15 protein-coding genes and 1 riboswitch are annotated in these 13,628 nt (G+C 43.8%); of the genes, 1 reads left to right on the top strand and 14 read right to left on the bottom strand.

The features are described from left to right. Window positions 1-20: 20 nt before the first annotated feature. The 5 genes from rpoZ to V6Z54_RS18705 form a co-directional block, all read right to left on the bottom strand. Complete coding sequence (rpoZ, locus tag V6Z54_RS18685) at window positions 21-224, bottom strand: DNA-directed RNA polymerase subunit omega (RefSeq protein WP_003211647.1); 204 nt, start codon at window positions 222-224, stop codon at window positions 21-23. Between the two features lie 3 nt (window positions 225-227). Beyond that, window positions 228-842: a guanylate kinase gene (gmk, locus tag V6Z54_RS18690; RefSeq protein WP_024424214.1), complete on the bottom strand. Its 615-nt coding sequence runs from the start codon at window positions 840-842 to the stop codon at window positions 228-230. Window positions 843-851: 9 nt separating this feature from the next. After that, entirely contained in the window at window positions 852-1,121 is a 270-nt protein-coding gene (remA, locus tag V6Z54_RS18695; protein WP_008344898.1) for an extracellular matrix/biofilm regulator RemA, read from the bottom strand. Between the two features lie 76 nt (window positions 1,122-1,197). Then, complete coding sequence (locus tag V6Z54_RS18700) at window positions 1,198-2,073, bottom strand: YicC/YloC family endoribonuclease (protein ID WP_073979480.1); 876 nt, start codon at window positions 2,071-2,073, stop codon at window positions 1,198-1,200. A gap of 83 nt (window positions 2,074-2,156) precedes the next feature. After that, the gene (locus tag V6Z54_RS18705; RefSeq protein WP_269103615.1) at window positions 2,157-4,832 is read right to left on the bottom strand and encodes a calcium-translocating P-type ATPase, SERCA-type; all 2,676 of its coding nucleotides are present in this window, start codon (window positions 4,830-4,832) and stop codon (window positions 2,157-2,159) included. A 165-nt stretch (window positions 4,833-4,997) separates the two neighbouring features. Here V6Z54_RS18705 and V6Z54_RS18710 point away from each other — a divergent pair, with 165 nt between their 5' ends. After that, complete coding sequence (locus tag V6Z54_RS18710; protein WP_338527569.1) at window positions 4,998-6,707, top strand: NFACT RNA binding domain-containing protein; 1,710 nt, start codon at window positions 4,998-5,000, stop codon at window positions 6,705-6,707. A gap of 34 nt (window positions 6,708-6,741) precedes the next feature. On the opposite strand, the gene V6Z54_RS18715 is transcribed toward V6Z54_RS18710, so the two are convergent. The 9 genes from V6Z54_RS18715 to pyrE all read right to left on the bottom strand — a co-directional run bounded on the left by V6Z54_RS18715 (window position 6,742) and on the right by pyrE (window position 13,626). Further along, a complete protein-coding gene (locus tag V6Z54_RS18715; RefSeq protein WP_041084894.1) occupies window positions 6,742-7,245 on the bottom strand; it encodes a bifunctional precorrin-2 dehydrogenase/sirohydrochlorin ferrochelatase in 504 nt (167 codons plus the stop codon). Then, complete coding sequence (locus V6Z54_RS18720) at window positions 7,226-8,011, bottom strand: sirohydrochlorin chelatase (protein WP_041084896.1); 786 nt, start codon at window positions 8,009-8,011, stop codon at window positions 7,226-7,228. The genes V6Z54_RS18715 and V6Z54_RS18720 overlap by 20 nt, the downstream gene beginning before the upstream one ends. A gap of 77 nt (window positions 8,012-8,088) precedes the next feature. Next, window positions 8,089-8,844: a uroporphyrinogen-III C-methyltransferase gene (gene cobA / locus V6Z54_RS18725; RefSeq protein ID WP_041084898.1), complete on the bottom strand. Its 756-nt coding sequence runs from the start codon at window positions 8,842-8,844 to the stop codon at window positions 8,089-8,091. Between the two features lie 29 nt (window positions 8,845-8,873). Continuing rightward, window positions 8,874-9,467 carry an adenylyl-sulfate kinase gene (gene cysC, locus V6Z54_RS18730; protein WP_041084899.1) on the bottom strand — a complete coding sequence of 198 codons (594 nt, stop codon included), beginning with the start codon at window positions 9,465-9,467 and terminating at the stop codon, window positions 8,874-8,876. A gap of 14 nt (window positions 9,468-9,481) precedes the next feature. Then, the gene (gene sat / locus V6Z54_RS18735) at window positions 9,482-10,618 is read right to left on the bottom strand and encodes a sulfate adenylyltransferase (RefSeq protein WP_039178416.1); all 1,137 of its coding nucleotides are present in this window, start codon (window positions 10,616-10,618) and stop codon (window positions 9,482-9,484) included. Between the two features lie 57 nt (window positions 10,619-10,675). Next, window positions 10,676-11,740, bottom strand: a complete 1,065-nt coding sequence (locus V6Z54_RS18740) for an inorganic phosphate transporter (RefSeq protein ID WP_041084900.1) — start codon at window positions 11,738-11,740, stop codon at window positions 10,676-10,678. A gap of 13 nt (window positions 11,741-11,753) precedes the next feature. After that, window positions 11,754-12,455, bottom strand: a complete 702-nt coding sequence (locus V6Z54_RS18745; RefSeq protein WP_041084902.1) for a phosphoadenylyl-sulfate reductase — start codon at window positions 12,453-12,455, stop codon at window positions 11,754-11,756. Between the two features lie 45 nt (window positions 12,456-12,500). Next, on the bottom strand, window positions 12,501-12,647 hold the full coding sequence (locus V6Z54_RS18750) for a YezD family protein (protein WP_080772238.1): 147 nt from the start codon (window positions 12,645-12,647) through the stop codon (window positions 12,501-12,503). A gap of 74 nt (window positions 12,648-12,721) precedes the next feature. Next, window positions 12,722-12,824: riboswitch (SAM riboswitch) on the bottom strand. 163 nt (window positions 12,825-12,987) lie between these two features. Beyond that, window positions 12,988-13,626 (bottom strand): orotate phosphoribosyltransferase, encoded by a 639-nt coding sequence (gene pyrE, locus V6Z54_RS18755; RefSeq protein ID WP_041084904.1) that lies wholly within the window; start codon window positions 13,624-13,626, stop codon window positions 12,988-12,990. Window positions 13,627-13,628 lie beyond the last annotated feature (2 nt).

Here is a 13,628-nt window from a genome sequence, read left to right on the forward strand (position 1 = left end):
TGCATAGCAGAAGCGATGTGTTATTCTTGATCCTCTTTTTCAAATGTCAAAAGACCAGCGTCGATTTCTTCTAGTGCTTTGCCTACGAATTTGTAAGACTTTGTGTTTTCAATTTGCTGATCTTGGTGGATCTGCATTTCACGTGCACGGCGTGCAGACACTGTTACAAGTGTATATTTTGAATCAAGTTTGTTCATCAATGAGTCAATTGAAGGATCTAACATGGTTTATTCTACCCCCAGCATTTTTTTATATCTTGGTGCGACTCTGTCTCTGCGCAGATGTTCGGCAAGGACGATCGCTTTGATTCTTTCACAAGCAAGCTCGACATCATCGTTTTCAACGACATAATCGTAAGCATCCATCATTTCAATTTCTTCTTTCGCAGCGGCCATTCGGTTTCGAATGAGCTCTTCAGATTCTGTACCGCGTGTAATGATACGGTTTTGAAGTTCTGAAAGACTAGGCGGTGCAAGGAAAATAAATAGACCTTCCGGGAATGCTTCTCTTACTTGAAGTGCACCTTGCACTTCAATTTCAAGGAAAACATCTTTTCCTTCGCTTAATGTCTGTTCTACATAGTCAACAGGCGTGCCGTAGTAATTCCCGACGTACTCTGCCCATTCTAACAGCTTTTTGTTTTCAATCATATGTTCAAATTCTTCCCTGGTTTTAAAGAAATAATCGACACCATTTCTTTCACCTTCACGCGGTTTGCGTGTCGTCACAGAAATAGAGTATTCAAATTTCGTATCTTCCTGGGAGAAAATGGCTTGTCTGACCGTTCCTTTTCCAACTCCCGAAGGTCCAGAGAGAACGATTAAAAGTCCTCTTTCTTTCATAATGGCGTATTACCCCTGCCCTTCATCTATGATTTCTTCTTTTACAGAAAGTCTTTGCGCGACAGTCTCAGGCTGAACGGCAGATAAGATGACATGGTCACTGTCCATAATGACAACAGCACGGGTTCTTCTTCCGTATGTAGCATCTATGAGCATGCCTCGATCTCTTGCGTCTTGTATCATTCGTTTAATCGGTGCTGATTCCGGACTGACGATCGAAATCATCCGATTCGCTGAAATGATGTTTCCAAATCCGATATTGATCAACTTTATGGTCATCTTCTTTCGTCCCCCTGTAATATAAACGTCTCTAGTCTCGCCGAAAGAGACGCACTGTAAACAGCATACACAATGACTATTCTATATTTTGCACTTGTTCTTTTATTTTTTCAATAGCACTTTTCATTTCCACCACCAGCTTTGTTAAATGGTGATGGTTTGCTTTTGATCCAATGGTGTTCACTTCACGGTTGAGCTCCTGTACAAGGAAGTCAAGTTTTCGGCCGGCAGCACCGCCTTGCAGCAAGATTTGCTGAAACTGCTGAAAATGACTTTTTAATCTCGTAATCTCTTCTGTAATGTCACACCGGTCAGCAAAGATGGCAGCCTCTGTAGTCAGTCTGCTCTCGTCAAGCGCCTCTCCGATCCATTCTTGCAATCGCTGATTCAATCGTTCTTTGTACTGACTCACAACCTCTGGTGCAAAGACTTTGATTTCTTCTGTATAGGCCTCTAGTTCAGAAAGCCTCAGTTCACAGTCTTTTTTTAGTGATGCTCCCTCTTGCTCTCTCATGAAGCAAAGCTCCTTGACAGCAGCCTCGCAAGCTTCCATCAGCAGCTGCTCTAGCTGTTCATTTCGGCTGGCTGACTCTTCCACCTGAACGGCAAGCTCCAGCCCCAGTAAGTCATGTGCATGCTGAATGCCTGAAATGTGATAGCGTTCTTCGAGGTCTTTTGCGGCTTTCATGTATTCATCAAGCAGCGGCCAGTCGATCTGTAAGGACCGGCTTGCTAGTTTACCGCCTTCAATCGTGACAAACAGCTCAATCCTACCGCGCTGCACGTGACGAAGAATGATCTTTTTTAATGTATCTTCGAAATATAAAAGCGGCCTCGGCAAACGGGCATGAACCTCTTTAAAACGGTGATTGACCGATTTTAGCTCAACTGACACTGTCAGTTCTCCATCCGTTTTACTCGCTTGGCCGAATCCCGTCATACTGCGTATCATGTTAAAACACCCAATTCTTTCATATTAATAAAATGAAAAAGGTAATAGCAGACACTATTACCTCAAAATTATACCATAATGAATTATTTTTTTCTTGTCAAAAGTGATCCTGCCAGTAAAAAAGTTGGCAGTGCAGACATCCCGATGATCAGCAGCCAATCAATTGGTGCAACCGCGACCGTTTTGAAAATTGGTTGAAGCGGCGGGTAATAAATAACCACAAGCATGAGTAAAAGTGATGACAAAACCGCACCGATCAAATAGAGGTTCCCAAATGGATTACGTTCAAAAATGGACCGTTCACTGCGGCAGTCAAATACATGAATGAGCTGCGCCAATACAAGCGTACTAAATGCGACAGTCTGCGCATATTGCAGGTTGTTTGGATCGCGGTGATACACAAATATAAATGCCAAAAGGGTCGCAAGCCCGATGAGGAATCCTCTTGAGATCACCTTCCACCCAAGCCCTCTAGCAAAAATGCCCTCTTTCACATTCCGCGGCTTTCTCTTCATGACATCGCCTTCTGGCTTATCCATGCCAAGTGCCATAGCCGGGAGACCATCTGTGACAAGGTTTACCCATAAGATTTGTATAGGAACGAGTGGCAGCGGCAGCGCGAGGAGCATCGCAAACAGCATGACCAAAATTTCTCCGACATTTGATGCCAGCAAATAACGGACAAACTTACGAATGTTTTCATAGATATTCCGGCCTTCTTTAATGGCGGATTTAATGGTCGCAAAGTTGTCGTCAAGTAAAATAAGAGAAGACGCTTCTTTGGCTACGTCTGTTCCTGTGATGCCCATGGAGATGCCGATATCTGCTTGTTTAATGGCAGGCGCATCATTGACCCCGTCACCTGTCATCGCCACAACATGACCATTTTTTTGATAGGCTTTGACAATTCTCAGCTTATGCTCAGGGGAAACCCGGGCAAAGACATATACATTTTCAGCCGTTTGCTCAAGCTCTTTGTCGCTCATCTGATCAAGCGCTTTTCCGTCGAGCACCTGTCCTTGCTTCGGTAAAAGGCTCAAGTCTTTGGCGATCGCTTTGGCCGTTTCCACGTGGTCCCCTGTAATCATGACCGTTTTAATGCCAGCATCCCGGCACTCTTTAATCGCTCGTCTGACTTCAGGACGCGGTGGATCGATCATGCCCTCTAACCCGATAAATGTTAGATCGGTTTCAGCCTGCTGTACAGAGGTGATTTTTTCTGTCAGACCAACTTTTTTATACGCAATGGCAATGGTTCTAAGCGCCTGTCTTGCTAAGCCTTGAATCGCTACTTCTGTTTCTTGCCTGTGAGTGGTTGAAAAAGAAGCTGTGCGTCCGCCGTGCATGATATAACTTGAACGGTTCATTAGTACATCCGGCGCACCTTTTGCAATGACATACCGCTCTTTTTGATTCGTTTCAACGACGACTGACATCATCTTTCTTTCTGAGTCAAAAGGAAACTCCTCAATGACATGAAATCCAGCTTCGATGAATTGCTCTGTAAAACCCGCTTTACGTGCTGCGGTAAGGAGCGCTCCCTCTGTCGGATCGCCATCAAGCCTCATCTCCCCGTCTTTTTCAACAATGGTCGATGTATTACAAAGCGCCCCGTATAATAACACCTTTTGCAAGCTTGGGTGCTTGTCGGCATGGACGATTTCACCGTTTAAGGTAAAGTCACCGGATGGCTCGTAGCCTGTGCCAGAAATATTCCACGTTTTTCCCTCCGCCCATACATGGGTCACGGTCATTTTATTTTGCGTCATCGTTCCTGTTTTATCAGAGCAAATGATTGACGCGCAGCCGAGTGTTTCCACTGCCGGGAGCTTTCTGACAATCGATTTTTGTTTGATCATCCGCTGCACCCCTAGGGAAAGGGCGACAGTGACGATCGCCGGCAGTCCTTCTGGAATCGCCGCCACAGCAAGAGATACTCCCGCTAGGAACATATGATACAATTCATGTCCTTGCACTACACCAAGAACAACAACGAGCACCGTTAAAAACAAAGCAGCCACAATCAGAATTTTTCCAAGCTGCTCGAGACGCCTTTGCAGCGGCGTTTCCATATTACCTGCTGCATCCAGCATACCGGCAATTTGTCCCATCGCTGTATTCATTCCTGTACCAATGACAACCCCTACGCCGCTGCCTCTAGTGACAAGCGTCCCCATAAAGGCCATGTTCGTTAAATCTCCAAGCGAGACATGGCCGCTTGAAAGCGGACTTGCGTGTTTGACCGCTGGGATAGACTCACCAGTGAGAGCGGACTCCTCAATTTCTAAGCTCTTTGTTTCTAGTAATCTAATATCTGCCCCAATCCGATCTCCGCTTGAAAATTTCACAATATCCCCTGGCACGAGATGTTTAGACGGGATCTTGACCCATTCATTATTTCTCCTTGCATACACGTGCGGAGTTGATAATTCCTTTAACGCTTGAAGGGATTTTTCCGCCCGGCGTTCTTGATAAAAGCCGAGTACACCATTAATCATAACAATGGCCACAATCGCAACAGCATCAATGTATTCTCCTAAAAAGGCAGAAATGATTGTTGCTGCAAGCAAGATTAACACCATGAAATCTTTAAACTGTGCTAAAAAAATGATCAGAGCCGACGCCTTTTTTCCTTCCTGCAATTCATTTGGCCCGTGTTTTTCAAGCCGCTTTTGTACATCTTTTTCTGACAGTCCGTCACCTATCGATGTATTCATTGTTTTTAATAAATCGGTTTGGTTCAGTTCATGCCAATTCATTTGACCTCGTCCACTCCTCTTTTGTTCTCTCTCATATGCAGTGTTCTATAAGCCAGTTTATTCAGACTCGTCCTAAATCATGCTATAATAATAAGACTGCCTAAAGAACGAGAAAACGGAAGGTTCTTTCAGTAGATTTGTGTGAAAGAAGAGGGTGTATCTAACATGTCATTTGACGGCATTTTTACATATGGTATGACAAATGAATTGCAAAAGGCATTAACTGGCGGGAGGATTTCAAAAATCCATCAGCCATATAAACACGAGCTGATTTTTCATATTCGGGCAAACGGGAAAAATCATAAGCTCCTTTTATCGGCTCATCCGAGCTATGCGAGAGTGCAGCTCACAGAGCATCAATACGACAATCCAAGCGAGCCACCAATGTTTTGTATGCTTCTCAGAAAGCATCTTGAGGGCGGCTTCATTGAACGTTTTGAACAGATTGGATTTGACCGGGTGATCGTGCTTCATGTGCGAAGCCGAAATGAAATCGGCGATGAACAGACGCGTAAGCTTTACATTGAAATCATGGGACGTCATAGCAACTTCATTCTTGTAGAGGATGGAACGCAGCAGATCATTGATGGTCTGAAACACCTTTCACCATCTGTGAACAGCTATCGAACGGTACTTCCTGGTTATGAATACCTACTGCCGCCTGCACAGCAAAAATTGAATCCTTTTGAAGTGACAAAGGATGATATTTTGAAGCATTTACGCTTTCAAGAAGGAAAGATCGCAAATCAAATTGTCAATACCTTCTCTGGGGTTTCCCCGCTGTTTGCAAAGGAAGCAGTACACCGGGCCGGTCTTGCTAATCAAGAAACGATTCCAAATACACTGCTCGACATGTTCCAGCTCATTCGCATGCATTCTTTTACGCCGCAGCTTACAAGAAAAGACGGGAAAGAGTATTTCTATTTATTAGAGCTTCAGCATGTCCAAGGCGAGATGAAGACATTCGACTCACTCAGCCAGCTGCTTGACCGTTTTTATTTTGGAAAAGCTGAGAGAGACAGAGTCAAACAACAGGCAGCTGACCTTGAACGGTTTGTCGTCAATGAAAAAAAGAAAAATGAAAACAAGCTGAAAAAGCTAAAAAGAACCCTTGAAGAATCTCAGGATGCACACAAATATCAGCTCTATGGCGAATTGTTAACAGCCAATTTATATGCGATCAATAAAGGGGATAAAGAAGCGACTGTCATCAATTATTACGAAGAAGACGGCGGAGAAATCACAATCCCGCTTAAAACAAACAAAACCCCTTCTGAAAATGCACAGGCATACTTTACAAAATATCAAAAGGCAAAAAATGCAGTAGAAGCTGTAAAAGAACAAATTAAGCGGACACATGAAGAAATTGCTTATTTTGAAGAGCTGATTCAGCAGCTGTCCTCTGCTTCGCCAAAGGATTTAGAGGAAATGAGAGAAGAGCTTGTTGAAGGAAAATATTTGCGCGCCAAACAAAAGCGCCACGCCAAAAAGAAAAAACCGGCGGCCATTCAGCTCGAAACGTACGAGTCGTCCCAAGGCATTCCAATTTTAGTCGGAAAAAACAACAAACAAAACGAGTATTTGACTACAAAGGCAGCTGCTCGTGATGATATTTGGCTGCATACAAAGGATATTCCTGGATCACATGTCGTCATTCGTCACCAAGCACCTGATGAACAAACGCTGCTTGAAGCGGCTCAAATTGCCGCCTACTTTTCGAAAGCCAAAGAGTCTGGTTCCGTTCCTGTCGACTATACAAAAATCCGGCATGTGAAAAAACCGAATGGAGCAAAGCCTGGCTTTGTTACGTATGATCAGCAGCAAACATTATTTGTCACGCCTGACGAAGATCTTGTGCTCAAGCTGAGAAAATAAATAAGAAAAGCCGATAAAATCCTGACATGAGGATTTATCGGCTTTTTCTTTGTCGTTTTTTTCTTTCGATGTAAAGGGCATCAAGTGCGTCAATATCCTCTTGTTCAAGCAAGGATTCAATTGCCGCAGCCAACTGTTTTGTCCGGGCGGGGCTTGCACCGCTTGTAGAGACTGAAATCGTCACTTTTCCTGCTTTGACAACCTTCGGCACCATCACATTGCCTAGCTCTGATTGGCTCACACAATTCACGAGCTGGTGAGGCTGTGCTATTTGTGCGATCCATTCATTTACCGAAGGGTCATTTGTCGCAGCTACAATGAAAAATGCATCCTTCAAATCTTCAGCATCTACCTTCTTTTCCTTCCAATTCAATTGGTATGTATCAATGAAGTGTGCCATCTCTTCAGAAAGATTAGGACTCACAACGGTTATATGGCAAGGCTCCGCGCACAGCGCCTTTGCTCTTCTTAACGCCACCGATCCGCCGCCGGCAATGACCACTTGTTTATTGGTTAAATCAAGATGGACTGGAAGCATGGCTTTCTCCTCGGAAACGAAACGCATCGTCTTTGTTTAAAATGGTTTCTTGCACGCGTTCAATATAAGCCGCTTTAACATACGGATGAAAGCCAATATACCGGCATACCCGGACATCTTTCAGTCGCTTTCTCGCCTGAGCGGCTTCACTTTCAATTTCTTTCATTAAAATTCCGGTAAACAGCAAGTAAGGAACGATATAGACAGGCCCATCGTCATCTGCTGATAAATGCGCGAGAACATCTCGATAATTGGGCTCACATGCTGTAATAAAACACGGAAGAACCTCTGCATGCGGAAGCAGACTTCGGACATCGTCTGCAATGCCAAACACATCTCGCTTCACATCCGGATCAGAGCTCCCGCGGCCAATTAAAAGAATCCGCGCCCGCTCGCCTTGATATCCTGCTTCTTCAATTCTTGCGGCAACCGCTTTTGTTACTTCTTGATTCACCCCGATTGGCTTTCCATATGTGACCTTCACTTGCGGGAATCGCACGCGCACTTTCTCAATTTCGACCGGTATATCCGATTTGGCATGCATGGCAGTTAAAAGGAGGAGCGGGACGATGGCAATGTGTGTCGCTCCTTTTTTCACACAGGCCTCAAATCCTTCTTCTATAGAAGGGTCCGTCAGCTCTAAAAAACAAATTTCTTGTATATCTGCTTTCACTAACGGCATACAGCTTTTCATAAAAGAAATGGCCTTATCTTGCGCCTCTTTTACTCGGCTTCCATGCCCAACATAAAGGACAGCTTGTTTCATGCGGCTCCTCCCTCTCACTTATTTCATCAGACGAAAAGACACGATGTATGTACGTACGTGTCTTTTCTCTATCATTCTCATTTCTCGATTAATGCGGGTTCAAACCAGTTCAGCTTTTGATGAAAATGAACGACATCTCCAACAACAATTAAACTTGGATGCTCGATCCCTTCTTTTTCAACGGTTTCAGACAATGTCGCCACCGTGCAGCAAGTTGTCTTTTGCCTCGTTGTGGTTCCCCAGTGTATAAATGCAGCGGGAGTTTCAGGGTCCCGTCCATTTTTCAAAAGCAGGCGCTGCACCCTTTCCACGTTTTTGACACCCATGTAAATCACAAGAGTATCAATTCCTGTAGCCAGCGCCTCCCACTTTTCTTCAAAATGTTCATCCTTTTGATAGTGACCCGTGACAAAAGCAACATTTGAGCTGAATTCACGATGTGTCACAGGGATGCCCGCATAAGCAGCCGCTGCAATTCCAGAAGTAATTCCCGGGACGACCTCATACGGAATTCCGTGCTCAGCTAAGCATTCGATTTCTTCACCGCCACGTCCAAAGACAAAGGGGTCTCCGCCTTTCAGCCGAACGACAATACTCCCTTTCTTTGCATGAGCCACAAGCGCTTCATTGATGGCTTCCTGTCTCATTGTATGATGATTTGGCAGCTTGCCGCAATAAATCAATTCCGCATCTGGTTTGGCGTGGGCGAGAATGTCTTGATTGACAAGACGATCATATAAGATGACATCTGCCTGCTGTATTGCCTTATGGGCCTTTAATGTAATTAAATCTGGATCCCCGGGTCCAGCACCCACAATGTATACTTTCCCCATCTTGCTTTTCTCCCCCTGCCATCAGGCGATTATTTCGTTGTTCCTTTTACATAATCAACAAGACGCTGTTTTGATTCTTCACGGGATAATTCACCTGTATCTAATACGAGCTCAGGCGCAGCGGGCTCTTCATACGGTGAATCAATTCCAGTAAAAAATGGAATTTCGCCGTTTCTCGCCTTTTTATATAACCCTTTTGGATCACGCTCTTCACACACGTTCAGATCACATTTGACAAACACTTCGTGAAATTCCCCATCTTCGACCAACTGTCTGACAATGTGTCGGTCTTCTTGAAATGGAGAAATAAAAGCAGTGATGACAATCGTTCCTTGCTCCACAAATAATTTCGCCACTTCTCCGATCCGGCGGATGTTTTCTTTTCTGTCATCATCTGAAAACCCTAGATCTTTATTGAGTCCGTGCCGCACGTTATCGCCGTCAAGAACTGTGACTTGGTAGCCTTGTTCAAACAGCTCTCTTGCAACTGCATTTGCGATCGTTGATTTACCTGATCCGCTTAAACCTGTAAGCCAGATAATGCCGCTCGTATGATTGTTTTTCTGTTGATATTCTTTTTTCGTAATAGATGAATCATGCCACACGATATGTTCGTTGCTCATGTCATACCCTCCCATTAAGATACCGTCGTTTTTAATCCTTCGATTAATGTTTCAATGACTTCTTTTCGGCTGAACGTGCTTGGTGGTAATTCACCGTTTCTTAGCATCGTTCGAACTTTTGTACCTGAAAGAATGACATGCTCGCTTTTGTCGTGAGGACACGTTTTTGGTGTGGCCATCGCTTCACATGTATTACAGTAGAAGCTGTGTTCAAATTTTAATGGAGTAATGCCGATTTCTTCGCTTGTAAATTGATCAAATAGTTCCTGCGCCTCGTATGTGCCGTAATAGTCACCAACACCTGCATGATCTCTTCCGACAATAAAATGGGTGCAGCCATAATTTTTCCGAACAAGCGCGTGAAATATCGCTTCCTTTGGTCCAGCATAACGCATTGCAGCAGGAAAAACACCTAAAAAGACGCGGTCTTTTGGATAATAACCATTCAATAACACTTGATAGCTTTTCATTCTCACATCTGCCGGGATGTCGTCAGATTTTGTTTCACCGACAAGCGGATTTAAAAATAAACCATCGACCGTTTCTAATGCTGTTTTTTGAATATATTCATGCGCACGATGAACCGGGTTTCTCGTTTGGAAACCAACAATGGTTTTCCAGCCGTTTTCTTTAAAATGACGTCTTGTTTCTTCTGGCTCATACGTAAATTGAGGGAATGGTTTTTCACTGCGTTTCGTCAGTGTAATTTTCCCGCCAATATAAGTATCGCCGCGTTCAAATAATTTTTTCACACCTGGATGATTGCGGTCATCAGTTTTATAGATATTCACCGCTTCTTTTTCCTTATCTGGTGTGTATTGATCCTCTACTTCAATGACCCCATATACAGTTCCATTATAGGATAAGCGTACGATATCGCCTTGATGGATTTCCGCCGCCTTTTCTTTTGTCACTGGCAGTGTAATAGGAAGAGACCAAACGACACCACTTGCTAGCCGCATACTGCTCACAACTGCTTCATAATCAGCTTTTGTTAAAAACCCTTCAATTGGACTATATCCGCCAATTGCAATGAGTTCAAGGTCTGCAAAGGAGATTGCATCTAGTTCAATTTCCTTTGCAGCTGTGCTGAGATCATATTCTTCGTTTACTCGATTAATTAATACGCCACCATGTGGTGTTAAACTCATTTGTTCATCTTCCTCTCAATGTTCTTATTTATTAGATGTTAATAGTCGGATTTGTGATTAAATCCCGCCGCCCTGTTCATGAATAGAGCTGCTCTCATTTTTGACTGCCTTCATCAGACTCAGCGCACCAAGTGAGGCAAGCAGTACACTCATCATGATAAAGATAGAGTAATAGTCTCCTTTTAAGAAAAGGCTCACCAGCAAATACGATAGGCTGAGTGATAAGAAGGGTGACACCACCCACACTTTCAGCATTTTTTTCACAACATGTTTGTGAAAAATGTTAGGCCCGCCTTTTGCCATTCCAAGTCCGATAATAGACGAGGAGGTGATTTGCGTAAGCGGAACGGGCAGACCAAAAATAGAGCTGACGATGACAAGCCCGGCACCGGTACTCGAAAGTAAAATCCCTTCGCCTGTTTGATAGCGGGTAATTTTCTTTCCGTTTGTTTCCAGCACTCTTCTGCCTAGCAAGAGGGCCCCTGCTGCGACGAAAATTCCACCGTAAAGTGTTCCCTGCCCAACTGACAAAACGCCTGAAGCGACGAGCGGGCCGACCGCATTTGCCACATTGTTCATCCCGGCTGAAAATGCTTCTAAAAATCCGCTGAGGATTAAGACGACAGATAAAATAACTGTGCTTTTTTTAGACAACTTTCGTTTAGGGAACATTCTGATGATTTTGACGACAGCAAAGGTAAAAAGAAAGGCGAAAAGCGGGATGATGACCCAAAATGCCACAATCACTAAAATGGATTTCACAAACAATACTTTATACGCGACTGCCACACCAACCACAGCCCCTACTGTGACCTCACTTGTTGATAAAGGAATCGCTATCAGATTCGCTATGAAAAGTGATAGTGCAGCAGAACCAATGATAATACAAACGATTTCAAGTGTAATGACTGATTCTGGCATAATACCAGAGCTGATCGTTTTGACGACCTCACCGCCGCCAATCACTGAACCTGCTAAAATCCCAACTGCACAAAAACTGAGTGCATAAATGGGCTTTTGAATGGCACCTGATCCATACGCAATGCCCATAGAAGCAGCTGCTCCGCTTGCGCCTATGTTTAAAGCAAAGAATAGACTAAATAAAATTGCGGCGATTTCCATACATTATGCTCCCTTACTCATGTAATCCGCACTCTGTCTTTGCTGTGCCTGACCATCTGCCAGAACGCAGATCATCTGCAGTAAATGCTGGTTGTGTACACGGTGCACAGCCGATACTTGGATATCCTTGGTCATGCAGCGGATTATAAGCAAGTTCCTCTCTAGATGCATATCTCCATATGTCCTTCCACGTCCAATGGATGAGCGGACATACTTTTACTGATTTGAATTTTTCATCCTTATTTAAGAAATTCGTCCCTGCTCGTTTTGGTGACTGCTCTCTTCTTAAACCTGAAAGCCATGCTGGATAACCAGAGAGGGCTTCTTGCAACGGAATGACCTTACGCATATGGCAGCAGCTTTGGGGATTTGTTTTCCATAATTGATCACCGTGCTGCTCATTTTGCTGTTCAACCGTCAGCTCAGGCGTTTTCAGTTCAATGTCTAAACCTGGGTATCTTTCCTTTACCGCATCAATTGTGTCGTATGTTTCTTTAAAATGCAGACCTGTATCTAAAAAGACAATTTTCGCATCTTTTTTTACTTTTGCAATCAGATCAATTAGAACGATGCCCTCAATCCCAAAGCTGCACGCATATACGAGCTGGTCACCATAATGACCGTACGCCCATTTCAGTACAGACAGGGCTCCTTTATACAAATCATCCTCTTGAAATGTAATGGACGGCTCTTGCCAATTTTCATAAGTTAACATGATTTCTCCCCTTCCGGAGTACCGCTCATATTGCTATTTTCCGCACTACTTTAATCTAATTTTTTCGTTTTTTTCCACCTGAATCACTTGACCGTCCTGAACAATTAACATAATTGAACCGAATTTCATATCCCCAATCAGTTCTTGCATATGCTTTACTAAGTCCTCATCCTGATTTTGTTTCACTTCCATCTCCTCTTCCCCCTCACCGTTAAAATAAAAAAACTTTCTTTCAGTCCGAAAGAAAGATGAGGAAGCTCACGATTTCCTTATCTTTCAAAATAGAATCATTTTGCAGGAAGTAGCACCTTGCGAATCGCAGGTTGCCGGGTTTCATCGGGCCAGTCCCTCCACCTCTCTGGATAAGAGTTTCAATTTGTCTTAAATATTAACACAATTCAAACAAAAGTCAACCCGACTTTGTTGATAGGATTAGTTTTTATTAAAATTTGAGTCTATTTTACTATTTTTACCCAAATAACAAAAGCCGTGCGGGCAGGCACAGCTTTTGTTAACGATGGGCTTTCACTTTTCAGACCGTTTCTTCCATCCAAGATTCAGAGGATGGATCTTGTCTCCAGCGTTTTAGTTTGTTCATCGCAGCAGGCTCAATCGCTTTCATTTCAAGTGCCACGTCTGTCAAAGTGTCATAGTCTGTTAGGGTGACATATGGAATATTTTTTTCTTGAAATGCTGCCGCTGCTTTTGGCAGTCCGTATGTGAAGATCGCGGCAACTCCTAGTACCTCGCAGCCCTCATCTTGAAGAGCAGCGACCACTTCAAGCACACTGCCTCCTGTGGAAATCAGGTCTTCGACGACGACAACCTTTTGACCTTTCGATACGGCCCCTTCAATTTGATTTCCTTTTCCGTGTGCTTTCGGCTTACTTCTAACATAACACATAGGAATATTCAAGCGGTCTGCTGCTAATGCCGCATGAGGAATGCCTGCTGTTGCAGTACCCGCGACAACCTCTGCTCCCTTGAAATGAGTGAGAATCAAATCTTTTAGACCTTCAGCAATGTCGTGTCTCACTTCTGGATATGACAATGTCAGGCGGTTATCACAATAGATCGGTGATTTTATACCGCTCGCCCATGTAAACGGTTCGTCTGGTTTTAATGAGACCGCTTTGATTTGTAATAGATGTTTCGCAATTTTTGATTTCATCT

It is taken from the genome of Bacillus sp. MAG717A, from assembly GCF_036884855.1.
GTDB lineage: Bacteria > Bacillota > Bacilli > Bacillales > Bacillaceae > Bacillus > Bacillus safensis.

What these genes read in the sequence shown, in the direction of transcription:
- V6Z54_RS18700 (WP_073979480.1), bottom strand. Translation starts at nt 2,073, where the DNA reads ATGATACGCAGTATGACGGGATTCGGCCAAGCGAGTAAAACGGATGGA.
- cobA (WP_041084898.1), bottom strand. Translation starts at nt 8,844, where the DNA reads ATGGGGAAAGTATACATTGTGGGTGCTGGACCCGGGGATCCAGATTTA.
- V6Z54_RS18710 (WP_338527569.1), top strand. Translation starts at nt 4,998, where the DNA reads ATGTCATTTGACGGCATTTTTACATATGGTATGACAAATGAATTGCAA.
- V6Z54_RS18740 (WP_041084900.1), bottom strand. Translation starts at nt 11,740, where the DNA reads ATGGAAATCGCCGCAATTTTATTTAGTCTATTCTTTGCTTTAAACATA.
- V6Z54_RS18705 (WP_269103615.1), bottom strand. Translation starts at nt 4,832, where the DNA reads ATGAATTGGCATGAACTGAACCAAACCGATTTATTAAAAACAATGAAT.
- V6Z54_RS18745 (WP_041084902.1), bottom strand. Translation starts at nt 12,455, where the DNA reads ATGTTAACTTATGAAAATTGGCAAGAGCCGTCCATTACATTTCAAGAG.
- rpoZ (WP_003211647.1), bottom strand. Translation starts at nt 224, where the DNA reads ATGTTAGATCCTTCAATTGACTCATTGATGAACAAACTTGATTCAAAA.
- sat (WP_039178416.1), bottom strand. Translation starts at nt 10,618, where the DNA reads ATGAGTTTAACACCACATGGTGGCGTATTAATTAATCGAGTAAACGAA.
- V6Z54_RS18750 (WP_080772238.1), bottom strand. Translation starts at nt 12,647, where the DNA reads ATGGAAGTGAAACAAAATCAGGATGAGGACTTAGTAAAGCATATGCAA.
- V6Z54_RS18720 (WP_041084896.1), bottom strand. Translation starts at nt 8,011, where the DNA reads ATGAAACAAGCTGTCCTTTATGTTGGGCATGGAAGCCGAGTAAAAGAG.
- remA (WP_008344898.1), bottom strand. Translation starts at nt 1,121, where the DNA reads ATGACCATAAAGTTGATCAATATCGGATTTGGAAACATCATTTCAGCG.
- pyrE (WP_041084904.1), bottom strand. Translation starts at nt 13,626, where the DNA reads ATGAAATCAAAAATTGCGAAACATCTATTACAAATCAAAGCGGTCTCA.
- V6Z54_RS18715 (WP_041084894.1), bottom strand. Translation starts at nt 7,245, where the DNA reads ATGCTTCCAGTCCATCTTGATTTAACCAATAAACAAGTGGTCATTGCC.
- cysC (WP_041084899.1), bottom strand. Translation starts at nt 9,467, where the DNA reads ATGAGCAACGAACATATCGTGTGGCATGATTCATCTATTACGAAAAAA.
- gmk (WP_024424214.1), bottom strand. Translation starts at nt 842, where the DNA reads ATGAAAGAAAGAGGACTTTTAATCGTTCTCTCTGGACCTTCGGGAGTT.